This is a genomic window from Lacrimispora sp. (assembly GCF_031982545.1).
GTDB lineage: Bacteria > Bacillota > Clostridia > Lachnospirales > Lachnospiraceae > Lacrimispora.
Window position 1 is genome coordinate 273,814 of sequence record NZ_DALYXB010000007.1, and the last position, 24,876, is coordinate 298,689.

The following is a 24,876-nucleotide window of genomic DNA, read 5'->3' on the forward strand; positions in this document are numbered from 1 at the left end:
ACACTCCTGTCCACTTTTAATTTACTTCCTCTGCCATTCGGTATCCTACTCCCATTTCCGTTAAAATATATTTAGGAAATCCTGGATTTGATTCAATTTTTCTCCGGATATTCGCCATATTAACACGCAGAGTATGGCTGTTATCGGCATAAGCTCCCCATATCTCCTTGATAATATAATCATGGGTAAGCACTTTTCCTGGGTTTTTTGACAGCAAAGCAAGGATTTTATACTCTACCGGCGTCAGATGAACCATATTTCCGTCAAGAAGAACCAGCCGTTTTCCGAAATCAATTTCAAGATCACCTATGATTATCTTCTCAGTTTCATTTGATTCCCCTCCCATGCTTTGAGGGCTGTGCCGAAGCGCTGTCCGTATGCGGGCAAGCAGTTCCGATGTACCAAATGGTTTTACGATATAATCGTCTGCACCTAAATCAAGTACTTCTACTTTCTCTCTTTCATGACCCCGGGCAGAAACTACGACCACGGGTATTCTGCCCCATTCCCTAATGCCCTTTAACACTTCCACACCGTCCATATCCGGAAGCCCTAAATCAAGGAGAATCACATCAGGATTATAAGAAGCTGCCATAGAAAGCCCTGTCTTACCGGTGTTTGATTTTGCCACCCGATACCCGTTGGAATTTAAGATTGCTGTTATAAAGTTGCAGATGGCATTTTCATCCTCTATAACCAGAACCATCGGTTTAATCTCCATACGAATCACTTCCTTCCAGCGGCAATGAGAATTGGAAGATTGCTCCTCCCTCTAACCGGTTATACGCTTCCATCGTACCGTTATGTGCCTTTATAATTGTCATACAGATAGAAAGACCGATCCCCATGCCCCTGGAGGAATCAGAGCTTTTGTTTCCGTTTGGTACATAACTTGTAAAAAGATAAGGATAATCCTCGTCTGCGATTCCTTTCCCATGGTCAAGCACCTGAAACAGGGCATTTTCTCCTGTCTTTTTTAAAATGACTTCTACAAAAGAGTCATCCGTTGAATGTTTAATGGCATTTTCCAGTAAATTAATGAGTACCTGGGCAATCAGGGTTCCATCCATAGGAACTTCCAGCAGATCATCTGGCACACTGACAATTATTTTACGCTGGGGGAATCTCTTTTTAATACGTCCAACGGCTTCAGCGATCACTTCCTCAGCGGCTTCGGGACTTTTTGTTACTTTGGAGGCACTCTCATTAATACGAGTCACAGACAAAAGATTTTCAACCATACGCAGGAGCCACTGTGCCTCCTCCTGAATATCTCCATTCAACTTCTCACAGGTTTTCTCATCAAGAGTATTCTTATTTTCACGAATGGCAGAGCTGGCACCAAGAATCCCGGCAAGAGGTGTACGAAGATCATGTGCGATTGCCCGCAGAAGATTGCTCCGCATTTTTTCTTTTTCCGCCTCGACAATGATACTCCTCTGTTCATCTGACAGGCGCTGGCGTTCCAGGGACATGGCCACCTGAGAGGCTATCATGCGCAGAAACAGCCGGGTGTTGTGATCCAATGTACCTTTTAAGCAGGAAATACCTAAAACGGCAAGCACCTTTCCCTGAGAAATAACCGGCATATAAAATGCAGAGGCCCCCATAAGTGTATCCGTTCCGGCTCCCGCCCGTTTCTGATTAAGAAAAACCCAGTGAGCCACAGCCTTCTCATCTGCTGAGTTAAGTACAGAGCCATCTACGTCATCTGGTCCCTGTACCATACTTCCATCGTCTCCCAGTTCCGGGTCAGCAGCAAAAAATACAACGGAACGGCCAAACAAATTAACAATGTATTCATTTGTCAGGGCAACGATCTGTTCAAGTCCTCTTGTTATAAGAAGCTTTTTGTTAATTTCATAAAGAACCTCCGTACGACGTTCCCTTTGTACTGCCAGACTTGCCTGTGTCTTAATCCTCACCGTCAGAGTACTTGTAATCAGGGCTGCCAGCAGCATGATGAGAAATGTAACGGAATATCCAGCCTGTATGGTGTTAAAAGTGTAGTAGGGTTCTGTGAAAAAGAAATTAAAGGCCAATACGCTTATAACCGACGCAATCACTCCATATACATGCCCTGTGGTAACTCTTGAAATGATCAGGACTGAGAGAATATACGCCATTATAATATTCTGATCACCGATATTCAGCCTTCGAAGTCCCAGACTCAGAACAGTTGCCGCTGTTAAAAGCCCCATAGTCTTGGTAAAATCCAGCCAGGTAAAGTTGAATTTTTTAATGGGGATTGTTCTGCGGGGCTTTTTATAATTCCGGCGGATTGTGCTGCCAGGTATAATGTATATCTCAATATTGGGCAGAAGAGAAATCAGCTTATCCTCAAAGTCCAATTCAAACAGATTCCTGATGGATTTTTTATTCCGGCTTTTTCCTACGACTATGTTGGTGATTCCCGACAGCTTTGCGTACTGGGAGACCGTTTCCGCAATATCATGACCGGAGAGAGTAACAATTTCGGCGCCCAGTTTTTCAGCCAGATCCAGGTTTGTACGGATTGTTTTTTGCTGCTCTTTCGTCAGATCATTGTTGTCAATACGCTCAACATAGAGAGCCACCCAATGTGCATGAAAAGCATCAGCCGCCCGCGCCGTCCACCTGATACATCTTGCTGACGAGGGAGACGGTCCGATACAAACCAGCATCTTGGTATTGGCCAGTTTTTGAGAGAGCCGCCGTTCATTCTGATTTTCATTGCTGATTCTGTCGGCTGCTTTTCTCATGGCAATTTCGCGCAGCAGCTTTAAGTTGGCAAGGGAGAAGAAATTGATCATGGCAGTCTGTGCCTGATCCGGCCTGTAGATCTTACCTTCTTCAAAGCGCCGCAGCAGCTCCTGTGGTTCAATATCAACAAGCTTTATCATATCGGCACGTTCAAAGATATAGTCAGGAACCGTTTCCTTTACTCTTACTTTTGTTATGTCCTCAACCACATCATTCAGACTTTCCATGTGCTGAACATTGACAGTGGTATAAACGTCAATTCCTGCATTTAAAAGCTCCTCTATATCCTGAAATCGTTTCCTGTTTCTGACACCTTCCGCATTTGTATGGGCAAGTTCATCTACCAGAATCAGCTCCGGTCTGCGTCTTAACGCTTCGTCCAGATCAAATTCCTGAAGCGCTATATTGCGGTATAATATCTTTCTGGGCGGTATTGCAGGCAGTCCCTGCAAAAACTGCATGGTATCCGGGCGTGTGTGCGGTTCAATATAGCCAACCAGTACGTTCCTGCCACACCGGTACTGTTCCTGTGCATCGTCAAGCATGGCATAAGTTTTGCCTACTCCTGCCGCATAGCCGAAAAAAATTTTCAGCTTCCCGGAATCCTTTTCCTGATGTGCCCTGATTTCATCTAAAATGACATCGGGATCTGGACGCGCTTCCTCTATTTCCATTATTTCTCACCTCCCTCCTATTATATCACCATTATTCTCTATAATAAACAAGCTGAATCACTTTGAATTAGAGCAATCCATCAAGGGCTAAATTTACTTTCAGCACATTAACAGCCGGCTCACCCCAGATACCCAGAAATGGTACTGTCGTATATTTTTCAATCAATTCTTTCACGGCTTCCTTACTTATATTTCGTTCCCTGGCAATCCGTGAGGCCTGATACTGCGCGGCTTCTGGTGAAATATGGGGATCTACACCGCTTCCCGAAGCTGTTACCAGATCCATTGGTATTTTTGCTGTATTTTCCGGATCAATGGAATGCCACCAGTCAATCCGCTCCTCCACCAGTTCTTTTTGCTCTTTCCCTACAGGCGATAAGTTGGACGTACCCATAGGTCTTCCTATTAAATATTCCGGCTTTGTAAAATCCTGGGCCATCAGTTCAGATCCGTACTCCTTTTTCGAACCATCCTTTAATGTAACTGTAATCATACTTCCGTTTGCCTGTTTTGGAAATATAATCTGTGCAATCCCTGTAATTGCTGCTGTATAAAGTATTCCGCACAATACTGTCATTACAAAGAAACAGATAAAAGCGGGTCTCAATATATTGGTTTTTCCCATCCTCGTTTCACCTCACACAATTTTACTGGCAGTCAGCAGCATATCAATCAGTTTTATTGCAATAAACGGAGCTGCAATACCGCCAAGACCGTAAACCAGCATGTTTCTTTTCAGCAGCTTTCCTGCAGGCAGTTCCCGGTATTTCACACCTTTCAGTGCCAGAGGGATGAGCGCTATAATAATCAGCGCGTTATAAATAATGGCCGAAAGAATGGCAGTCTTTGAACTGGTCAGCCCCATAAAGTTTAAGGCCGTCAGCTGGGGATATATCCCAAAGAATAAAACAGGAATTATGGCAAAATATTTCGCCACATCATTTGCCACACTGAATGTGGTCAGAGAGCCTCTTGTCATTAGCAGCTGTTTGCCTATCCGTACAATATCAATCAGCTTCGTCGGACTTGAGTCCAGATCCACCATGTTGCCAGCTTCCTTTGCCGCCTGGGTACCGGAATTCATTGCCACAGCCACATCTGCCTGTGCCAGAGCCGGAGCATCGTTGGTTCCGTCACCGGTCATGGCTACCAGATGCCCTTTTAACTGATAGTCACGGATGAGTGCCAGCTTGGCTTCCGGTGTTGCCTCTGCCAGAAAATCATCCACACCTGCTTCTGCTGCGATTGCTGCAGCAGTCATGGGATTATCGCCGGTAATCATGATTGTTCTGATTCCCATTTTACGTAAATCTTCAAAACGTTCCTTCACGCCATTCTTGACAATATCTTTCAGATAGATAACACCCATCACCTGGCTGTTTTTTGCAACTACAAGGGGTGTTCCTCCTGCACCTGCAACACGTTTCACAATCTGCTGGCATTCCTCCGGATAGATACCACCCTGTTCTGTTACAAAGGCCTTTACTGATTCTGCCGCACCTTTCCGGATCTGTGTTCCCTGATAGTCAATGCCGCTCATCCTGGTTTTTGCTGTAAATTCCACAAATTCTGCATTCAGCCGGGAAAGTTCTCTCCCACGTATTCCAAACCTCTCCTTAGCCAGAACCACAATGCTTCGGCCTTCTGCCGTTTCATCGGCAAGAGAGGAAAGCTGGGCAGCGTCTGCCAGTTCCTGCTCCGTCACACCATTTACCGGAATAAATTCACTTGCCTGACGGTTTCCCAAAGTGATTGTTCCGGTCTTATCCAGCAAAAGTACATCCACGTCGCCTGCGGCTTCAATCGCCCGGCCGCTCATAGCCAGTACATTTGCCTGATTTAAACGGCTCATACCGGCTATGCCGATGGAGGACAATAGCGCGCCGATGGTAGTGGGGGCAAGGCAGACCAGAAGGGCGATCACATTTGTGATGGAAATGGCCGAACCTCTGCCAGCCTGGAGGCTTGCAAATCCTGAAAAGGGCAAAAGAGCCGCTGTTACCACCAGGAAAATAATGGTTAAAGTCACCAGCAAGATCTGAAGTGCAATCTCATTGGGTGTCTTTTTTCTGGACGCGCCTTCCACCATGGCAATCATCTTATCTAAAAAACTCTCTCCAGCTTCCGCCGTCACCTCAATTACAAGCCAGTCAGATACCAGAGTGGTTCCTCCTGTCACCGCGCTTCTATCCCCGCCTGATTCCCGGATAACAGGAGCTGATTCACCAGTAATGGCACTTTCATCCACAGATGCTGCACCGTCGATTACCTCTCCATCCATGGGAATCTGTTCTCCGGCTTTCACGTAAACGATATCTCCTCTTTTCAACTCTGCCGATAATATTTCTGTGTATTCATCCACATTTCCTGCCGACTTAAGCTTCCTCGCCCTCACATCCTTACGCGCCTTACGAAGAGTATCGGCCTGTGCCCGCCCACGCCCTTCGGCAATGGATTCTGCAAAATTTGCAAACAAAACAGTAAACCACAAAATGAGTGATATGACTAGGATATAGCCTCCGTTCTCATCTTTAACGCCCATAAATGACAGGATATAAAGAGCAGTTGTCAGAATCGCTCCAATATAGACTACCAGCATGACAGGATTTTTCACTTGTATGCCCGGAGCCAGCTTTATAAAGGATTGTTTCAGCGCGTCCGCAAAAATATTTTTATTTACACGTTTCTTTTCCATATTGATCACCTCATTCTATCGCATCGTAAAATAATCTGCAATCGGACCAAGGGCCAGGGCTGGTAAAAAGCTCAGCGCTCCGATGATAAAGATTACTCCGATTAAAAGCCCAGCAAACATGCTATCGCTGGTTGATAATGTTCCTTCACCGCCAGCAACTGTTTTCTTACCGGCCATATTTCCGGCGAGGTAAATTGCAGCAGTCATGGGTATAAAACGGGCAAGCAGCATTATGAAACCACCGGTTAAATTGGTGAAAACAGTATTCGCGTTAAAACCGGCAAAGGCGCTGCCATTGTTATTTCCCATTGAAGAGAAGGCATATAAAATCTCAGAAAAACCATGAGCACCTGAGTTGGTCAGCCATGACGAAGCGGCAGGCATGGAAACTGCTGCTGCAGTACCAATCAGCGTTACCAGGGGCGGAACGAGCACAAGCAGACAAACCATTTTCATATCATACGGCTCCACCTTTTTCCCTAAATATTCCGGAGTCCTGCCCACCATCAGTCCTGCAATAAATACGGTGAGAAGGACAAATGCCAGCATTCCATAAAGGCCGCTGCCCACACCGCCAAAAACAATTTCTCCCAGCTGCATCAGAAACATTAATACCATGCCGCCAAGGGGCGTGAAGCTGTCGTGCATGGAGTTTACTGAACCATTTGAAGCTGCAGTAGTCGCCACCGCCCATAAGGACGATGCGCCTGCTCCATGAATCACCTCTTTCCCTTCCATGCTGGCAGAAGCTGCTGCTCCCACAAAGTATGGAGCGGTAAACTGCTCACTGGCTGTTACCGCAATCAGGGAAACAGCAAAGAAAAACATCATGACAAAATAGATGACTCTTCCCTGAGTGCTGTCCTTTACCGCTTTTCCAAAAGACACGCACAGCGATGCGGGAATCAGAAGAATGGACAGCACCTGCAGAAGGTTTGATAATGCCGTGGGATTCTCCAGAGGAAATGCCGAATTTGCTCCGAAAAATCCGCCGCCGTTTGTTCCAAGCTGTTTAATGGCAATCTGGCTTGCCGCTGGTCCCAGGGGAATGGTCTGAACCCCACCATTTTCCAGCATGGCAACCTCTTTATATGGTCCAAAGGTCTGAACGACTCCCTGTGAAACCAGCACAATGGCAAGAATCATGGACAATGGAAGCAGTACATAGAGCGTAGTTCTGGTCAGATCCACCCAAAAACTTCCGATTGTCTTTTTCTCTTTCGAAGCAAAACCCCTGATCAGGGCAAATACCACCGCGATTCCCGTTGCCGCTGAGACAAAATTCTGAACAGTAAGCCCTGTAAACTGGGTAAAATATGTCAGACCTGTTTCACCGGAATATGCCTGCCAGTTGGTATTGCTTACAAAGCTTGCAGCTGTATTAAAAGCCAGATGCCAGCTTGTGCCTTTTATTCCTGCCTCATGAAACGGCAGAACGCCCTGGAGCATCTGCATCAGCCAGAGGAAGATAAAACCGATTCCACTGAATATAAGGACAGAAAGGGCATATCTCTTTGCCCCCATTTCTTCGTCACTTTTCACTCCCATGAGCTTATAGATCCCATACTCCACAGGTGCAAGCATTCGGGTCAGAAATACGTTCTGACCAGTCATCACCTTATATATATAAATGCCCAGTGGAATGGACAATCCAATAAGAAGAGAAACGTATAAAATGTCCTGAAGGATTATCATCTTCATAAATTCTCACCTCGAAATAAAATATAGAATAAGTAAATCAGCAAAGCCAAACCAATACAGCCTGATATTACCAGTACGATTCCCATTACTCTCAACTCCTTTTTTGTTATTTGCAATCATAATGATATCAGAAAAGATGTCAAGAATGTGTCAATTCATCATGATCGGTATCAAGAAAGTGTCAAGATAGAAATGGTGCCGGTAACAGAACAAAAACGTGAACAGGCTGACTTCAAAAGAAATGAAGTCAGCCTGTTTTTTCTATATGGATTATAGCATATCCTGTAGATTTTTTTGTGCCGAATAGATGGACTTGTTATCGTTAAAGACATAAGCCACGCAGCATACCAGGAAAAAATACGGTACATAAGAATATCCAAAAACCTCTGCTCCTATAAAAACAGGAGCTAAAAGAGTATTGGTTGCACTGCCGAAAACTGCTGTATATCCCAATGCTGCAGCAAATTCAACGGGCAGGCCAAGTATCACCGCCAAGGCAGCTCCAAGACTTGATCCAATGGAAAACAGAGGGGTAACTTCTCCTCCCTGAAATCCGGCTGCCAATGTAATAATTGTTAAAACAAATTTGAAAATCCAGTCCAACTGGTATATCTTATCGCCATGAAAGCTTGCTGAAATCAAGTTTGTACCAAGACCGGAATACCGCCCCATTCCTGACAGAATCAGTAAAATCACCAGGATCATTCCTACTATGGCTATTTTACTGACGGGACTCTTAAACCGGTTATTCAATTTGTCCTTTACCAGTTTTAAGCCATGGGCAAACATTGCACCCACCAAACCAAATATAATCCCTGATAAAATCAATTTTATAATAAATACAGGGTCCAACTGTATCTGTGTCTGAAGATTATAATGAAATTTTTCCAGACCCAGGCTGCCGGAAACCCAAGTGGCCACAAAAGCTGCAATTACTGCAGGAAATAAAGCCGTATACTGCAAAGAACCCGCGATTAAAACTTCAAGTGCAAAGAAGCACGCGGCAATGGGTGTCTGAAACAATCCGGAGAATCCAGCCGCCATACCTGTGATCAGAAATACCTTTGAATGGGAAACCATGTTCAGTCTACGGCCAACCCAGTGAGAAACTGTTGCACCAATCTGTACCGCCACACCTTCACGTCCGGCACTGCCCCCAAAAAGATGGGTCAGCCACGTGCCGATTACCGTAAAGGGGATCAGCCGCAGCGGAATTACATCCTCCTCTCCATGACCTACCAAAAAAATCAGCCCCATTCCTCTTACGCATTTCCCCCCAAATAAAGAATATGCTTTTGCTATGATTACTCCTGCTGCCGGTAAGAATAATATAAGGGGGAAAAAATAGCGTTCCCTGACACCGGTTAAAAAAATCAGCATTTTACCAAAACCTGCATCAAGTACTCCTACTACAGCTCCAATTACCACTGCACATATCCCTAATATAAAAAGCTGCCTTATATTTTTTAACTTTTCTAAAAACATTGTATTTTACTCCTTAACAAAAAAATAACTGATCACTTCCGTATATTCAAAAAAATATACAGAAGCCATCAGCAAAGTGCGGTTTGAATCCAACGATCCAGGGAGAGCCTCATTCCCAGTACAATAATAGTATTAAGTTTACTTTCTTTTTCAGACCTTGTCAAGTACGCTCCTATAAATAACTGCATAAAAACGGTAGAATCCTGTTTGTAAATGTGATATGCTCTGATCAAGTAAAAATTAAACCGCCTGAGTATAAAGGAGAGTAAAGTTAATGATTTTCGAGATAACAGATACCATTCATGAAACCGATGAAAAATATATTTTCGACGGCCTGCTGGACTATAATTTAGAAAGAATTGAAGACAAAAATCCCAGGGATCTGGGGATCTATCTTCCGGATGAAACAGGCAGAAAAATTGCAGGGTTAATCGGCAGCACCCATGGAAACTGGCTGTTTGTAAAGTATCTCTGGGTAAGCGAAGAGTTACGGGGAAAGCAGATCGGAAGTGATATTTTAAAACAGGCAGAAGAAACCGCAAAAGAACGTGGTTGTAAGTATTCATTTTTAGATACTTTTAGTTTTCAGGCGCCTCAGTTTTATAAGAAACATGGATACAGGGAAGTCTTCACATTAGAGAACTATCCAGTAACGGGAAAGCGCTATTACTTTACCAAAACGCTTTAAATTCGGAGGCAGGAATCGTGAAATTCTTTAAAAATAAAGATTTTAAAGAAATAATAAGATATATAATAATAACAACGGTAATCATTGCCGCTGCCACTTGCGTCGGCTGGATTTTTTTAATGATTGGCTTCCCTGAAACAAACATCGTTATTGTTTATCTTCTTTCTATTTTAATTACTGCCCGCTTTACAAGGGGATATACTTACGGTCTTGTGGCTGCTGTAGTAGCTACCTTTACCTTTAACTATTTTTTTACAGAGCCCTACTATACTCTTTCTGTCAGTGATCCAACTTATTTCATAACATTTGGTATTATGACAATCACAGCAATTATCACAAGCACCCTTACTTCGAAAGTTAAACAAAATGCTTTGGAGTCACAGGAAAAAGAAGCGGAAACAAGTGCATTGTTTCACCTTACCAACCGATTAACGGATGCCGCTGATATAGCCGATATTGCAAGTATCACAACAGGAACCATCAGTGGTATTATCAACTGCCGTGCTGCCTGTTTGTGCTTTGACGAATGCGGTCAGCCAGAGCAGAGCTTTATTCAGCAATTAAACAGCAATCAGCAGGTGCGAAGAAAAGTGGATGATACGGCTGAAGTAAAGCACCGGATAGAAGGTTTGAGAAGCGGTTATTCCATAGGGAGCGAATTTTACGACTGGCCAATTTACGGCAGAGAATCCGTACTTGGAATTCTTAGAATACCGAAAGAACATGCAGTTTCCATGGGGGAACCTCAAAAACGTCTGCTTCGTTCCATGATTGAAAGCACGGCGCTTGCCATGGATCGTTTCCGAAGCGCCAGACAACAGCAGGAGTCACGAGAGGAAACAATCCAGGAGCGATACCGCAGTAATCTCCTGCGGGCTATTTCTCATGACCTTCGCACACCTCTTTCCGGAATCATGGGCACATCAGAGATACTTATGGACATGACCGAACCACAGGATCCAAGATATGATCTGGCAGATGGGATTCATAAAGATGCGGACTGGCTGCATTCACTGGTTGAAAATATTTTAAGTCTGACCCGGCTGCAGGATGGGCGTCTTACCATTACAAAACAGCTGGAAGCCGCAGAAGAAGTTGTTGGCGGAGCTGTGGGGCATATCCTAAAGCGCCATCCGGAATACGAAATTACGGTAGATGTCCCTGAAGAAGTTCTGCTTGTCCCCATGGATGCAAAATTGATTGAGCAGGTGCTGATTAATCTACTTGATAATGCCATTAAACAAACACCTCCCTCTGGTGAGATTAAAATTACAGTGAGTCAGGAAAACCATTTCGCCGTCTTCTCCGTGGCTGATTCCGGGTGCGGCATAGCAGTATCAGACCTGCCCAATATTTTCCAGATGTTTTATACCACTCACACCGGAAAAGTGGATTCCCAAAGAAGTGTTGGTCTTGGGCTGCCGATCTGTGAAGCAATTATCAAAGCTCATGATGGTACCATAGAAGGTCATAACCGAACTGACCAGATGGGTGCTGAATTTATATTCACCCTGCCAAAGGAGGAACACAATCATGCAAAACCGGAATGAACTAATCCTGATTGTAGAAGATGATTCACAGATTCGTAATTTTATCTGCTATTCACTGAAACAGGAAGGTTTTTCTTATATCACTGCAGGAACTGCACAGGGTGCGCTGTCAACTCTGGTAACGGAGCAGGTTGATCTTATGCTTCTTGACCTTGGACTTCCTGATTTTGATGGAATGGAAGTGATAAAAAAGGTTCGTGAATGGTCGGAAATGCCTATTATCGTGGTATCCGCACGGGATCAGGATAAGGAAAAAGCATCTGCACTGGACAATGGAGCGGATGATTATCTTACAAAGCCGTTTTCTTCCATGGAACTCATGGCTCGCATCCGGGTTGCCATCCGCCATCTGTACAAAGCAGGAGGTACCCGGTTACAGGCCACTTTAACTGTAGGCGAACTTAAAATTGATCTGGATAAACGTCTGGTGTATCTTGAGGACAGCGAACTGCACACCACCCCTCTGGAATACAGCCTGCTTTCTTTGTTTTTCAGAAATATTGGAAAAGTACTGACTACAAACTATATTATTAAAGAAATCTACGGGGCAGGGTATGGATCTGACACTCAGGCTCTTAGAAAACTGATGGCGGGTCTAAGACGAAAAATCGAAAAAAACCCGGCGAAGCCACGCTATATCCTGACAGAAATCGGGGTAGGATACCGGCTTTCCGACGTATAAACACAATTTTATTTTTCATATCAGACTATTTCCATAACCCGGAAATGGTCTTTTTTTCATCCTCACAGCTTTCTCACAGGAATTACTGGTCTCTCACACCATGCTCACAGCTTTTTTGATAGGATAACTGTGTAAGAAATCTGCAAAGGAGGTTCCCATCAATGGCAAGCAAAGAATTAAACGAAAATAAAGAAACTCTTACAGCCCTCTGTGAAACAATACGGGATTTAATCAGTATGCAGGACTATCGGACGTGTGAAACCATGATCTGCCAGGCAATTGGAGCATATCCTCATGCGCCGGAGCCCCATAATCTGATTGGAATCCTGCTTGAAAAAACGGGGGATCACCCCGCTGCCATGAAGCACTTTCGAGCAGCCTGGGCACTTGACCCCACATATCTGCCTGCACGGCAGAATCTGGAATGCTACGGCACTTTCTTCTCAAATGGCAGGTGCGCTTATGACGAAAATGATTGTATAACCGATGGCAATGGCCATTAGGAGGAGTTGAATATGAAAATTCAGATAAATAAACAGAAAAATGAAAATTACACAATTATCATCGGGTGCGGCAGATTAGGTGCGAACCTGGCCAATACCCTTTCCGACAACGGGGAAGATGTTCTGATCATTGACAAAAACAAAGAGGCTTTTCGAAAATTGTCCCCTGCTTTTGGCGGTCTTTCCTTAAATGGCGATGCTACAGACCTGGACATTTTGCAGGAAGCGCAGATAAACAATGCAACTACCGTAATCGCTGTTACCAATAACGATAACGCAAATATACTGGTCGCTCAGGTTGCACGAGAAATATTCCACATTGAGCGGGTTATTGCAAGGCTGTATGATCCGGAAAGAGAATACGTTTATCATGAGTTTGGAATCGACACCATATGCCCTGCCATCTTGTCTGTAAAAGAAATAGATAAAATATTATACAAACAGGAGGCAGAATCATGAAAACAAAGGTATTGCTGGTTGGAGGGAGAAGCAAGGCAAAATCTCTTTCCACCTCACTAATTAATAAAGGGTATCAGGTAACCGTCATTAATGATACATTGGAAGACTGTGTGAAACTGTCTGAAATCGACAGACTTACTGTGATTCACGGAGATGGAACACGTCCCTTTGTTTTAGAAGATGCAAGCGCCCAGGATGCGGATATCGCCATTGCCATGACTGCAAAAGACGAAGATAATCTTGTTATCTGCGAATTGTGCAAGAAAAAGTTTCAGGTAAAAAAGACAGTCGCACTTTTAACCGATCCGAAAAAAACCGACTTTTTTTACAAGATGGGAATAGACAGTGTTGTCTGTGCTATTACTGCAATTACCGGTATTATTGAACAGCAGGCTTTTGTAGATAGAATAACAACTTTAATTCCCATTGGGGAAGGGCGGGTCAATATTGCAGAGGTTCCTATTCCCGGCACTTCACCGGCTGTGGGGAAAAAGCTGTGGGAAATTAATCTTCCTAAGGAAGTGATTGTGGGCTGTATTCTACGTGGGGATACGACCATGGTGCCCAGAGGCGACACCCGGATTCTGGCTGGTGATATGCTTGTCCTGATCTCCTCGGATAAACAGGAGATGGCCGCTATTCAGGAATTGACAGGAAGGTGATAACATGACCCGTAAATTTTATAATCGCAGTAATATAGGAAAACTCATGATTCTGATCGGTATCCTAGTTGCTGTCCCTCTGGTAATCGTTCCATTTTATCCACAGGATACAATCTATATGATACCATTTATTCTTCCATCACTTGGCTCTATGGTACTTGGCAGTATCCTATGTCTGATGAGAAAGAAGGAAGAATCCAAGTTTGAATGGCGTACTTCCATGCAGCGCAGCAGCCTTACAGTCCTGTTTGCATGGGGCTGGGGTGTTCTGATTGGTGCCGGACCATTTGTACTGGGCGGGCAGCTCAAGTTTGTTCAGTCACTGTTTGAAGCAGTCAGCGGCTGGACGACTACCGGCCTTTCCGTCATGGATGTGACTATAACCCCTCATATCTATCTGTTCCACAGAAGCTTTATGCAATTTTGCGGAGGCCTGGGATTTGTAATGATGATGGTAATGCTGATACAGGATAAACAATCTATGAATCTGTATAGCGCCGAGGGGCATCCGGATAAACTTCTGCCAAACTTAAAAAAGACTGCTCAGACCATTTGTCTGATGTATCATGGGTTTTTAGTAATAGGAACCGCAGCTTATGTAATTGCCGGTATGAGTTTGTTTGATGCAGTCAATCATACCATGTGCTCCCTGTCTACCGGTGGATTTTCAACCAGATTAAACAGCATCGGGGAATATAACAGCTTTTCCATAGAGATCATTACAATTATTCAAATGTTAATAGGCACCACAAATTTTGCTGTACTGCTGCTTCTGACAAAAAGGAAATGGAAGCAGGTATTAAAAGTCAGCGAAGTCCGCTTCATGTTTCTTGTTCTGATCCTTACTGTTCCTGTTACAGCATTTTCCCTGATACACAGTATGAATATGAGTGTGTTTGAAGGACTTCGCCGGGCTTTATTTGATATTACCTCTGCACTTTCGACAACCGGCTATTCCAGTATGAGCTATACCTCCTGGCCGCCGCTTGCTGTGAATATGCTGATATTAACCATGTTAATCGGCGGTGGCATCGGTTCCACGGCTGGCGGTATCAAACTGACCCGTGTTTATGTGATGATCCGTACTGCCCTGTTAAATATACACAAACGCCTTACTTCACCAAGAAATGTGGAGACGATCTACTATTACAGGGCACAGGGAAAAACAGAGATTGACACCACTCTGGCTGCGGATACGACTGGGTTTGTAACAACTTATCTGTTTCTTTATATCATCGGCACATCTCTGATTACCGTAACTTCCAATTGTTCACTGACAGAAGCCATGTTTGAATTTGCTTCTGCCCTGGGCACGGTAGGACTGTCCATTGGACTCACCTCTCCTGCTACCGGCAACGCTACCCTGGTGGTGGAAATGCTTGGTATGATGCTTGGAAGACTTGAAATTTTTATTGTTCTGACAGGAATTTATTCTGCAGGCTCTTTAATCAGACAGAAGCTGGTAAAGCCCAGAAAATCTAATTTACAATGATATGGCAGAAAAATCCCGGGGCATATAGCACCCGGGATTGCTTGTACCATTTCTCTATTTATAATTTCTAATCACTCCCAGGTCCCAGTTAATCTTCTGATAAGGTCCTGATAAGTTGTTAGTACCCTGGATAAGAAAATCAACACGATCAATATCATTGATCTCCATCTTCTGATTATATCCGGCACGGATGAATTCACCGTGAGATACATTGGTGGTCCACCTGTCAGCTTTATATTGTAAATTTCCTCTCCATGCCCATTTCTCAGCCAATTTGCTCCACGGACCTCCGGCGCTGCCAGACTGCCATAATTCATAATACCGGCCATCCTTTTGATCTTCAATTGCAAGATAGTATTTACCATCTGCCAGAGACTTGTAGACATTTGCACCTTCGAACGTGTCTGATATGGCTACGGATGGAGATCCCCAGCCTGACGGGAAATTAGAAAGTGAAGTTCTTCGTACATATAATTTACCGGAACCATCACTTGGGGTATTATACATATAAGCATAGGAATTATCACAAATCACAAAATAATCCCATCCCAGGTTTCCGGAAATGCCAAAGGATTTAGGCCCTGACCAGGATTTTGGATCAGCAATATTCGTTGTTGTTGCGTATGCTGCTCCATGGGTTCCATCCTGATAAACCAGATACCATAGCTTCTTTGGTTCAAAGTAAAATACCTGAGGTGCACAAAAATAGTTTTCTCCAATGGAACTCATATAGGTTCGTGCAGCATTTTTAAGACCTGAAATCGTAGAGGCTGATGTATAAAGCATCTGCCAGCCACCGCTTTGATTGGCACCGGTATAAAATACATGATATTTTCCTCCATAATAAACAATGGTAGGATCCTTTGCGCCATAATAATCATAGGGGTTTGCTTGTCCATGAAAAATAACTCTCTCATCTGCATACCATGTTGGATTGGATACTGCTGTTGCACTTAATAGCTTCTTCATCATATACTCTCTCCCTTAATACATTTTTACTGCCCTTTTATCCTTGGTGATTTCCACTGGCTGTCCGACACAATCTTGCAAATCTGTGAATTATCGCCTCCCTTTATATGATATGCAAAGGATACAGGAAGTGCTCCTCCTGATTTTGCAGTATTGTTTTAAATGTGATATGAATTTAAAAATGTGGTATACTCTACAATAAGTGCATTTTAAACAACATTTCGTTACATATTGACTAATTATAAGACAGGAGAAGAAAATGAAAATAAAACAAAAAAGTTTATTCCACTTTTTTTTACTGATTGCAGTTGTCTTTTTAATGAATGCAGTCCCGGTATTTGCAGCAGAACAGGCAATCCCATCAATCAATGTAGACGTCCTGTTAAAGAAAGATGGATCTGCCGTTATAACAGAAGTCTGGGATGTCCGCGGTGTATCTGACGGTACGGAATATTACAAAGCGTTGTATCACATGAAAGGAATGAGCGTTCATTCTCTTCTTGTATCAGACGAATCAGGAAAGCAATACAAAACCCTGGAAAACTGGGATACAAAGCGTTCCAGAGAAGAAAAGGCCGGTACCTGCGGCATATTAAAAACCTCACAGGGATATGAACTTTGCTGGGGAATTGGGAACTATGGCGACCATCAATATACCATACAATATACCCTGGATGGTCTGGTGAAAGATTACGGTGACTATGCTGGATTTTACCATCAGTTTATATCAGAACTTTCAAGCGCTCCTGAATCGATTTCCATGAAAATCCGGATGCCTGATACACAATTAACCCAGGACAACTCCAGAATCTGGGCTTACGGTTTTACAGGTCAGGTGGAAATAGACCCGGGCGGCAGTCTGATCGCTTATTCTTCAGAAGCGTTGGAAAAAAATGATTATGGAAATGTGCTCTGCCGCTTCGACAGAAGCTTATTTCCCATGGCGAAAGCAGGCGGTATGTCGTTTGAAAAATTGCAGAAATCGGCTGATAATGATAAATCTGATCTGGCTAAAGCGATCCTCTTTTCCATTTTAGCAGCGTCAGCAGCTGTCATTATTCCAAGTATCTTCTTTTATTCCAGATATAAGCTGGCAGACGGAACTGTTATGAGGTTTCCTGGAATGAAACATATAGATATCAACTGGACCATTCCCTTTGGAGGCAGTATTCCTGCCGTATATTCCGCTATGCATCTGCTGCGCAGGGGGATTCCCTTAGATGCGCTGGGAGCATATCTTATCCGCTGGCAGGAAGCAGGGTATATCCGCATGGAAAATGGGGAAAATGAGGACGGAAAAAAGCTGAAAAAAGAAGAAGCGGTGGTATTCGGACAGAATAAGCCTCATGGAACTGAAGCGGAGAATTCCCTGTATCAAATCTTAGCCAGTGAAGCTGACGAAAATGGAGTTCTTCGGATTTCTGATATTGGAAAGCGTTCAGAAAATTTTCATAAGAAGCTCACTGCCTGGGAAAAAGCAGTGAAACTGGAAGGCGACAATGAATTAATGCACTTAAATGCAGCCGCCACAGACATAAAAGGTACTCTTCGTTTCACTTCTTCTGGCTTTGAACAGGCAGTCAGAATACTTGGGTTTCAAAAATATTTAAAAGATTTGGGTGGGCAAAAACAATACCAGACCTCCCAGGGAGCATTATGGGGTGATTATTTAGTCTTCGCCACCCTGTTTCATATGGGGGAACAGGTTCTTCAAAGTATGAAAGCCCTTGACCCGGCATATTTTAATTCCTTTGCAGGTCTGTATGGCTGTAATTCCTATAGTATGTTATATTTAATGACCATGACAAACCATGTTTCCAGTGCTGCGTCCCCCAGTGCAAACATGGACGGAACCGGAGGCGGTGTCAGTTCTATGGGCGGCGGCGGTTTTTCCGGGGGAGGCGGCGGCGGAAGCCGTTAACAAAAGTTTAAATAAAAGATACCGTCAGGACCTGTTAAATCCCTGGCGGTATCTCACTATCATGATTCTTTTTTAACCGGCAGCCATATCTCGAATTTGAACTCTTTGGCACCTCTGTCTCCCTCATCAGGAAAGCATTCAATATCCACAGATTCTGCATATTCATAGCCTGAAGCAGGAAGCCACTCACTGAAAATACATTTCCATGCAACCTCCAATGTTTTACTCACCGGACCTTCCAGTTCAAAAACGGCCCAGGTTGATTCACCTATGACAAAGCTTTCCATTCCTTCCGGCGGCTCCTGATCAGTGATACATGCAATGGTATAATCCACGTTTTCCTCACTTAACACCTGAATAAAACCGTGAACACCTTTTGGAGCACCATTGGATAAACCGATTAATTTTTCGTAAGTCCCGTCTTTCAAGACTTCCCTCCAAAATTTGTCCACAGCACCCGGATCATCCTCAGGTGCGTGAAAATGTCTCTTCATTCCTACAATTCTAAACCCTTCCTTTTTCTCAATCCTGTAATTCATCTCAGCATCTCCTTTAATAGAAATATGAAAGGTTATACGAGGATAAGCTTTTAAAGACTTCCCGTCACTGCGTGCCACAGAGGGAATTACTCCATGAATCGCTTGAAATGCGCGGGAGAAAGAATCCGGGGATTCATAACCATATTTAACAGCCAGGTCGATTACTTTCACATTGCTGTTTAGCAATTCAAATGCAGCTAATGACATTCGCCGGCGCCGGATATATTCTGACAAGCGTATATCTGCGATATAAGAAAACATCCGTTGAAAACAGCTGATCGAACAGCAAGCCAGCTTTGCTACCATGGTGTAATCAATCTCTCCATCCAAATTGCTTTCAATATAGTCAATTGCATGATTCATTTCTTTTAAATAGTCCATCCTGCCTCCTTTCTGTGCCCAGTATAGCAGAATTGAAATAATAAGACCCGATAAAGTAAATTGGCTTTTATCGGGTCCTTTATTTTATGTCAGCAATTTAAACCATATTCTCTTCCCCTTGTTCTGATTTGACCAGGGGCTCTTCTTCCGTAGTAACAGCAGACGGCTCATTCATATGCTGCAGGGATACGCCAAGTTTATCCAAAGTAATAAATTTCAGCAGTGTATCCATTATAGTTCCGGTTCCGCCAGCACCGTTTCCGTTTTCTCCGTTCCCCATCTGCACAACCGTTTTCGGAACGATATCAACAGTCGCATTTTTAACAGCATCGGCCAGCTTATCCGTAATCTCCTGAATAACCCGGTATTCAGCGCCCCCATACGCTTTTACCTGTGCCTCAATGGCTTGGGCTTTGGCTAATCCCACATTGGATTCCTTGGAAGCTTCCGCCTCGCCTTCCAGCTTGATTTTAGATGCATTGGCTTTCGCAAGAGCTATGATCTGATTGGATTCCTGCTCTGCACGGCTAGCAAGTGCTGCACCATTGTTACCCTCAATCTCAATCTGAATCTTGGATTTGGTCAGGAAACTTTGCTGTTCTGCTACTGCCTGGGCTTCACGCAGGGATTTTTCACTTTCCGCCGCAGACTGCTGTTTTTGGTAGGTGACCTTTTTTTCCTCTGCAATCTGACGTTCCCGAAGCTGCATCAGAATATTCTCAATCTGAGTATCGGCTACTGTGGTTTTCGGTGTACCGATCAATACTTCCTCAAGCTGAAGATTATATTTTTCAAACTTCTCTTTCATTTCAAGAACAGCCCGTTCACGAATGGCACTTCGCTCCTGTATCAGCTCGATGAGTGTCTTCGTCTGCGCCACATCTTTAAAATATGCACTGACCAGCGGATCAAGAGACTGGTTTACCAGCATCCCAATATCTCCAAAACGCTGAATGACCCATGGCGCCTGCTTGTAGTCTATATGCATGACTACGGACAATGGAAGGGAAGGCTCAAACGCATCCTTGGTGATAATATCCACTTCCGTAAGATTTTCATCATACTTATGGTCGCCAGTTTCGGTTTTGTTCCACTTTAAGATGATATTGGTGGTGGGAACAAGTACTACTTTTCCCGCATCGGTATTGAACGCATATTTTCCAGGCATCAGAGGTTTTTCCAGTACGCCCTTGGAGCCTACGCTTACTAATTCTCCGTGCTTATAGTTTTCTCCAGAGGTATCCACTCCCTCTCTGCCAAAGAAAGAAACCACAACGCCTACAAAACCAATAGGAACCACTGTTTTAGGTCGGAATTCAACTGTGGCAAAAAGACGATTGATATAGTAAGTACCATCTGTTAAAATCTGAATCTGTTTTCCCCGCCTTCCGCCAAGCTCCAGAAACTTCTCCGGATCCTGAAAACTGGCATGCTCTTCGCCCACATCCGGGGCGATGATCTCTCCCTGGGAAATAGAAGTTCCGTCATGGACCGTAACAATTCCCATCATGTCACTGGACTCATTGCCCCCTCTGCCCATAATTACCACGGGTGAGAAGCCTTCTCTTTCAGCCAGGGTTTTCTGCATGCTGACCAATTCGTTCCGTTCCTGCTTTAAATTGCTGGAAATGGATTTAATTGCGCTGGGCGTAATTACAATGAATTGTGCCAGATTGATGGCGTAGGTACCCTCTCTTAAGATTCCTCTCTGTGGCCCACGCTGTCCCCCATTTTTTAAGAATCCGGAAACATCCTGAAAATTGTTGGCTTCAGGCACAATCCGTCCCAGAGTCTGCACTGGGGAAAGAGGGGCGCCGTCACGGGAAAATAAATAGGCAATCTGCCCCTGGGGAATCGTGATCAGCGGATATTTATGTATCTTGTACATCAATACGGATTTGAAATGGATACCGCCCCGCAAAAGTCCAGGCGCATACCCGGCTTCTCCGTTTAAGGCAATAATGGAATCCTTTAGTGATCCCTTAAGACTCCACCACTTTTCTACGACTGCTACCTCATTTGAGTTGATAACTCTTAATCCAAGTATCTTGAAAATAAACAGATAAAGCAACACAACTGTTCCTACTGAAATTCCCGCCAATGTCAGCCATTCTTCCATGAGTAATTCCTCCTGTCAGCTATAATTGAGACTTTGCTCTCCATGATAAATGCCTCTTTTCTTCTGATTTTGAAAACCAGACCTGCTATGTAACTGTTATTCCATGAAATCAAAAAAATTCCTGATTGCAACTGTTCATTGCAGGTTTGTAACGAATGCTAAATTCTCTAAATATCATCTATGCACATTTACACTACGAATTGCATATTTAAAGTTTTAGAAAAGTCGGCCTGCGATTGCGGGAGCAAGGGGGAACTAATCTTAGTTTAACATATTTCTATGCAATCTGAAAGAAGACTTTATTGTTTTTAATTCGTATTTTTACCAATTATAAATCTTTACTACCCGCTGATGGTCACCGTCCCCGCCGTTCCATCCACCGTTATTATTTGCCCGCTTTGGATTGTTCTTGTCGCGTTGTGGGCAGCCATGACTGCGGGGATTCCATATTCTCTGGCAACAATGCTTGAATGGCTGAGCGGACCGCCAATATCCGTTACAATGGCACTTGCCAAAGTAAACAAAGGTGTCCATGCCGGAGTTGTGGTTACGGCAATTAACACGCTTCCGGGCTTAAAGCTTTCAAAATCTGCGGGGCTGTGCACGACACAGGCTGGTGCTGTAACAACGCCGGTGCTGGTGCCTATTCCTTTCAATACAATTTTCTCATCTTTTCGGTTCTGTGGTACATGTAACATGGTATTTTCTTTTTTCTCCGGCAATCTCGAGGGAGAGACATAACCCTGGATTTTTTTGAATTCTGCCTTTCTGGCAGGTATTCCCCCTCTCAGATCCGATAAAAGCATATTTTTATCCAACTGAATTACCAGTGCTTCCAATTCTGCTTTTGTGAGCCAGTATATATCATCGGTAAGCAGAATAGCTCCGCCTCGTAAAATGCGCTCTGAAATTTCCCTGAACATACTTCGAATCAGTGGATGCCCCATACCCATCAGATATATCGCATCCTCACGCATGGGAGCCGTTTCCTGCGCCCAGTTAAGCAGCTTTAAAAATAGTTTTTTACGGGTGCCATCTATCAGCTTTAATGTGGTATCTTCCGCCTGTTTCCTATGTTTTTCATATACTGACTGGCGCAAAAAAGGGCTATCCCCTTTCCCTTCCATAAATGATTTTATGGATTCCAGCGTTGGGGTAAGCATTTCCTGTGGTGTTGGATAGGAAAAATCAAATTCATAAGCGGTGCGGCCAAACTCTTTGAAATACTGATTGATTCGGTTTTTCCATTCCCTCCATACTTCCTCAGTGACTCCTGCCGGGACAGTTGGGGACATGGTATCTTTCCCGATATTTAATGTGAGATTGTTTTGCAGATAATGATTGAGGGAGTTGTTTTTCTTTGCCCATTCCGAGATCTTCCAAAGATTCTTTTCCGATTGCAAAGCAATGGTATCAAAACCAAGCAGGAAAACAGAAGTACTTGTTATACCGGCACGGCGAACTGTTCCAGTAAATAATTTTGTAAATAACGCTTCGCTTAAGGAAGCAGCGGGCAGAGTAAGCTGGATTCTTGTAAAATAAATACATGCCGCGAAAAATACAGACTGAATTCCCTCCATCAATTGATGGGCGCTCAGCGTATGCAGAGGTTTCTCTTCCCATTCCTTTACCACTGTCTCAAATTCTTCCCGCGCCGCTTTCCAGCGAGGGATACTGTTGGTCAGCGTCTTTCGCAGGGCGTAAGGAGAAAGTGATTTTGCAGCAATAAGAAGGGGCTTTGATTTTGCAGAGAGATAGACATATCCATTAATTATCGTATATGCCCCGTTTTGCGGCAGCAGTTTTTTTGCACTCTTATCAAACATATCAGCCCATAAAAGTGCCGATGCACGGTTAATGATTCCAAGACCAAGCGTGGCAAACAAAGGTGTGACAGGATTTGGCAGGTGTTCTGCCAGACTGCCCTTTGTGTATATCACATCTTTTTCCGGCAGCACCCACTCCGGTGGCAGAACCGTAATCGGACGAGCCTGGACAATATACAATTTGTTTTTTTCCATTGCCCACTCTACATCCATGGGCATTTGATAATACGTTTCAATTTTCTTTCCAAGCTGTGCCAGCCGCATAACCTGATCCCCGGTCAGTGTATGTTTTTTCCTTAACTTCGCAGGAGTTGAAATTTCTTCCGTACCGTTTGTGGTGCGAACCGTCATGATCTCTTTATCTGCTGGCTTATATGAAACAATTCGTCTGGCATTCTTATCCACAATGATGGTATCTGGTGTCACTAAGCTGGATACCACTGCTTCACCAAGCCCCCAGGCTGCATTGATGACCATCTCCCCCCGTCTGCCATTCATAGGATTTTGAGTAAACATAACGCCTGCCCCAACGGAAAACACAAGTTTTTGCACTACGACAGCAATTGAAACCTGCTCCTGTTTTATATGATTCTTCATGCGGTAAGCAATGGCGCGGGCTGTCCACAGAGAAGCCCAGCACCGCTTTACAGCATCAAGAACCTGGTACTCTCCCAGTATATTAAGATAGGTATCCTGCTGTCCTGCAAAAGAAGCCTCCGGCAGATCTTCCGCAGTTGCAGAGGAACGGACAGCAACAGGAATGCATCCTAATCTGGCATAAGCCAATTGTATTGCTGATGCAACATCCTCTGGCATTTTTCCTTTATGAAAAAGCATTCCGATCTGGGCTGATGCAGCATCCAGCTGGGTGGAATCAGTAAAATGAATTTCATCCAGCAATTTATTAATATAAGGCTCAATATGGTTCATTTCAACAAAGAGCCGGTAAGAAGCTGTCGTTATATGAAAACCATCTGGTACAGAAATTCCCGCCGCCAGAAGTTTTGATAAAGACATACCTTTTCCACCAACCAGTTCAATACCCGCTTTAGTTTGCGCAAGGGGCAGTGTATATTCAATCATAATCCTTCCCCCCATTCATGATTCCGTGGAGAAATATATTCATTGTTTCATCCAGCATTTTTTCCATACTGGCAGACGGCCGGGATGTGTAGACAATTGCTATAACAGAATTTAGCAGCAAACGTGTCATAAGGGCGGCATCAGTTCTGCGAAAAACGCCTGCATCCACTCCGTTTTCAATCACCGATTGAATACTATCCTGATATTTATAACGTGCAGCTTTCAGCCTGTTTCGGTAATCTTCTTCTAAATAGTCCGATTCCGCATTTAACCACATCATCACAGATCGATACTGTTTTGGAACGGTAAGATGATTCAGCATGATCTTTCTAATGCACTGCTCTGGAGAGGATTCCTCAGAAATAATTTTATGTATGATTTGTATGTTCTCTTCTATTACCTTCTCAAATGCATATACAACAATCTCATCTTTAGTTTTGAAATAATCATACAAACTGGACTTTCCCATGTTCGCTAGAACTGCAATTTCCCGCATCGATGTTTTCTGGAAACCATTTTCGGCTATAAGCCGCAAGGCAACACTGATAACTTCTTCCCTGCGCGCTTCCTGCTGTTGGGGTGAAAGCATAATTCCTTTTGGCATGTGATAATACCTCCTTATAGTGACCGGTGGTCGCTTCTTATACATTCATTATATAGCGACTATCGGTCGCTTGTAAAGGATAATTTATTTATTTTCGAAGA

At 43.8% G+C, this 24,876-nt stretch carries 19 protein-coding genes and 1 riboswitch; of the genes, 8 read left to right on the forward strand and 11 right to left on the reverse strand.

Translation table 11 applies throughout. The features are described 5' to 3' along the window. Positions 1-16: 16 nt before the first annotated feature. The 6 genes from ABS301_RS13945 to ABS301_RS13970 form a co-directional block, all read right to left on the reverse strand. Positions 17-721 (reverse strand): response regulator, encoded by a 705-nt coding sequence (locus ABS301_RS13945; protein ID WP_349672783.1) that lies wholly within the window; start codon positions 719-721, stop codon positions 17-19. Next, a complete protein-coding gene (locus ABS301_RS13950; protein WP_349672784.1) occupies positions 711-3,416 on the reverse strand; it encodes a DUF4118 domain-containing protein in 2,706 nt (901 codons plus the stop codon). Before ABS301_RS13950 ends, ABS301_RS13945 begins: the two co-directional genes overlap by 11 nt. Before the next feature lie 67 nt (positions 3,417-3,483). Then, entirely contained in the window at positions 3,484-4,041 is a 558-nt protein-coding gene (gene kdpC, locus ABS301_RS13955) for a K(+)-transporting ATPase subunit C (RefSeq protein WP_349672785.1), read from the reverse strand. Between the two features lie 12 nt (positions 4,042-4,053). Next, positions 4,054-6,111, reverse strand: coding sequence for a potassium-transporting ATPase subunit KdpB (kdpB, locus tag ABS301_RS13960; RefSeq protein ID WP_349672786.1), 2,058 nt, complete (start codon positions 6,109-6,111; stop codon positions 4,054-4,056). Positions 6,112-6,126: 15 nt separating this feature from the next. Continuing rightward, complete coding sequence (kdpA, locus tag ABS301_RS13965; RefSeq protein ID WP_349672787.1) at positions 6,127-7,812, reverse strand: potassium-transporting ATPase subunit KdpA; 1,686 nt, start codon at positions 7,810-7,812, stop codon at positions 6,127-6,129. 270 nt (positions 7,813-8,082) lie between these two features. Then, complete coding sequence (locus ABS301_RS13970; RefSeq protein ID WP_349672788.1) at positions 8,083-9,297, reverse strand: chloride channel protein; 1,215 nt, start codon at positions 9,295-9,297, stop codon at positions 8,083-8,085. Positions 9,298-9,349: 52 nt separating this feature from the next. Next, positions 9,350-9,423: riboswitch (Fluoride riboswitch) on the reverse strand. Between the two features lie 148 nt (positions 9,424-9,571). Between ABS301_RS13970 and ABS301_RS13975 the strand changes: the two genes are divergently transcribed. The 7 genes from ABS301_RS13975 to ABS301_RS14005 all read left to right on the forward strand — a co-directional run bounded on the left by ABS301_RS13975 (position 9,572) and on the right by ABS301_RS14005 (position 15,333). Continuing rightward, complete coding sequence (locus tag ABS301_RS13975) at positions 9,572-9,985, forward strand: GNAT family N-acetyltransferase (RefSeq protein ID WP_349672789.1); 414 nt, start codon at positions 9,572-9,574, stop codon at positions 9,983-9,985. Between the two features lie 17 nt (positions 9,986-10,002). After that, on the forward strand, positions 10,003-11,535 hold the full coding sequence (locus ABS301_RS13980; protein WP_349672790.1) for a sensor histidine kinase: 1,533 nt from the start codon (positions 10,003-10,005) through the stop codon (positions 11,533-11,535). Further along, positions 11,519-12,217, forward strand: a complete 699-nt coding sequence (locus ABS301_RS13985; protein WP_349672791.1) for a response regulator — start codon at positions 11,519-11,521, stop codon at positions 12,215-12,217. Before ABS301_RS13980 ends, ABS301_RS13985 begins: the two co-directional genes overlap by 17 nt. Before the next feature lie 161 nt (positions 12,218-12,378). Beyond that, positions 12,379-12,720, forward strand: coding sequence for a hypothetical protein (locus ABS301_RS13990; RefSeq protein ID WP_349672792.1), 342 nt, complete (start codon positions 12,379-12,381; stop codon positions 12,718-12,720). A 12-nt stretch (positions 12,721-12,732) separates the two neighbouring features. Next, positions 12,733-13,179, forward strand: a complete 447-nt coding sequence (locus tag ABS301_RS13995) for a potassium channel family protein (protein WP_349672793.1) — start codon at positions 12,733-12,735, stop codon at positions 13,177-13,179. Next, the gene (locus ABS301_RS14000; protein ID WP_349672794.1) at positions 13,176-13,841 is read left to right on the forward strand and encodes a potassium channel family protein; all 666 of its coding nucleotides are present in this window, start codon (positions 13,176-13,178) and stop codon (positions 13,839-13,841) included. Before ABS301_RS13995 ends, ABS301_RS14000 begins: the two co-directional genes overlap by 4 nt. Before the next feature lie 4 nt (positions 13,842-13,845). Further along, positions 13,846-15,333, forward strand: coding sequence for a TrkH family potassium uptake protein (locus ABS301_RS14005; protein ID WP_349672795.1), 1,488 nt, complete (start codon positions 13,846-13,848; stop codon positions 15,331-15,333). Between the two features lie 54 nt (positions 15,334-15,387). Here ABS301_RS14005 and ABS301_RS14010 read toward each other — a convergent pair whose 3' ends face one another. Then, positions 15,388-16,305, reverse strand: a complete 918-nt coding sequence (locus ABS301_RS14010; protein ID WP_349672796.1) for a non-reducing end alpha-L-arabinofuranosidase family hydrolase — start codon at positions 16,303-16,305, stop codon at positions 15,388-15,390. A gap of 256 nt (positions 16,306-16,561) precedes the next feature. Between ABS301_RS14010 and ABS301_RS14015 the strand changes: the two genes are divergently transcribed. After that, on the forward strand, positions 16,562-18,223 hold the full coding sequence (locus ABS301_RS14015; protein WP_349672797.1) for a DUF2207 domain-containing protein: 1,662 nt from the start codon (positions 16,562-16,564) through the stop codon (positions 18,221-18,223). Between the two features lie 59 nt (positions 18,224-18,282). Here the strand turns inward: ABS301_RS14015 and ABS301_RS14020 are convergent, their stop codons facing one another. From ABS301_RS14020 to ABS301_RS14035, 4 genes are all read right to left on the reverse strand, one after another. After that, entirely contained in the window at positions 18,283-19,143 is an 861-nt protein-coding gene (locus ABS301_RS14020; RefSeq protein ID WP_349672798.1) for an AraC family transcriptional regulator, read from the reverse strand. A gap of 97 nt (positions 19,144-19,240) precedes the next feature. Continuing rightward, positions 19,241-21,262 carry an SPFH domain-containing protein gene (locus ABS301_RS14025; protein WP_349672799.1) on the reverse strand — a complete coding sequence of 674 codons (2,022 nt, stop codon included), beginning with the start codon at positions 21,260-21,262 and terminating at the stop codon, positions 19,241-19,243. A gap of 341 nt (positions 21,263-21,603) precedes the next feature. Continuing rightward, positions 21,604-24,171 carry a PEP/pyruvate-binding domain-containing protein gene (locus ABS301_RS14030; RefSeq protein WP_349672800.1) on the reverse strand — a complete coding sequence of 856 codons (2,568 nt, stop codon included), beginning with the start codon at positions 24,169-24,171 and terminating at the stop codon, positions 21,604-21,606. Further along, a complete protein-coding gene (locus ABS301_RS14035; RefSeq protein ID WP_349672801.1) occupies positions 24,164-24,775 on the reverse strand; it encodes a TetR/AcrR family transcriptional regulator in 612 nt (203 codons plus the stop codon). Before ABS301_RS14035 ends, ABS301_RS14030 begins: the two co-directional genes overlap by 8 nt. Between the last annotated feature and the right edge of the window lie 101 nt (positions 24,776-24,876).

What these genes read in the sequence shown, in the direction of transcription:
- ABS301_RS14005 (WP_349672795.1), top strand. Translation starts at nt 13,846, where the DNA reads ATGACCCGTAAATTTTATAATCGCAGTAATATAGGAAAACTCATGATT.
- ABS301_RS14015 (WP_349672797.1), top strand. Translation starts at nt 16,562, where the DNA reads ATGAAAATAAAACAAAAAAGTTTATTCCACTTTTTTTTACTGATTGCA.
- ABS301_RS13970 (WP_349672788.1), bottom strand. Translation starts at nt 9,297, where the DNA reads ATGTTTTTAGAAAAGTTAAAAAATATAAGGCAGCTTTTTATATTAGGG.
- kdpC (WP_349672785.1), bottom strand. Translation starts at nt 4,041, where the DNA reads ATGGGAAAAACCAATATATTGAGACCCGCTTTTATCTGTTTCTTTGTA.
- kdpB (WP_349672786.1), bottom strand. Translation starts at nt 6,111, where the DNA reads ATGGAAAAGAAACGTGTAAATAAAAATATTTTTGCGGACGCGCTGAAA.
- ABS301_RS13990 (WP_349672792.1), top strand. Translation starts at nt 12,379, where the DNA reads ATGGCAAGCAAAGAATTAAACGAAAATAAAGAAACTCTTACAGCCCTC.
- ABS301_RS14000 (WP_349672794.1), top strand. Translation starts at nt 13,176, where the DNA reads ATGAAAACAAAGGTATTGCTGGTTGGAGGGAGAAGCAAGGCAAAATCT.
- ABS301_RS14025 (WP_349672799.1), bottom strand. Translation starts at nt 21,262, where the DNA reads ATGGAAGAATGGCTGACATTGGCGGGAATTTCAGTAGGAACAGTTGTG.
- ABS301_RS13995 (WP_349672793.1), top strand. Translation starts at nt 12,733, where the DNA reads ATGAAAATTCAGATAAATAAACAGAAAAATGAAAATTACACAATTATC.
- ABS301_RS14010 (WP_349672796.1), bottom strand. Translation starts at nt 16,305, where the DNA reads ATGATGAAGAAGCTATTAAGTGCAACAGCAGTATCCAATCCAACATGG.
- ABS301_RS14020 (WP_349672798.1), bottom strand. Translation starts at nt 19,143, where the DNA reads ATGGACTATTTAAAAGAAATGAATCATGCAATTGACTATATTGAAAGC.
- ABS301_RS13975 (WP_349672789.1), top strand. Translation starts at nt 9,572, where the DNA reads ATGATTTTCGAGATAACAGATACCATTCATGAAACCGATGAAAAATAT.
- ABS301_RS14035 (WP_349672801.1), bottom strand. Translation starts at nt 24,775, where the DNA reads ATGCCAAAAGGAATTATGCTTTCACCCCAACAGCAGGAAGCGCGCAGG.
- ABS301_RS14030 (WP_349672800.1), bottom strand. Translation starts at nt 24,171, where the DNA reads ATGATTGAATATACACTGCCCCTTGCGCAAACTAAAGCGGGTATTGAA.
- ABS301_RS13945 (WP_349672783.1), bottom strand. Translation starts at nt 721, where the DNA reads ATGGAGATTAAACCGATGGTTCTGGTTATAGAGGATGAAAATGCCATC.
- kdpA (WP_349672787.1), bottom strand. Translation starts at nt 7,812, where the DNA reads ATGAAGATGATAATCCTTCAGGACATTTTATACGTTTCTCTTCTTATT.
- ABS301_RS13950 (WP_349672784.1), bottom strand. Translation starts at nt 3,416, where the DNA reads ATGGAAATAGAGGAAGCGCGTCCAGATCCCGATGTCATTTTAGATGAA.
- ABS301_RS13985 (WP_349672791.1), top strand. Translation starts at nt 11,519, where the DNA reads ATGCAAAACCGGAATGAACTAATCCTGATTGTAGAAGATGATTCACAG.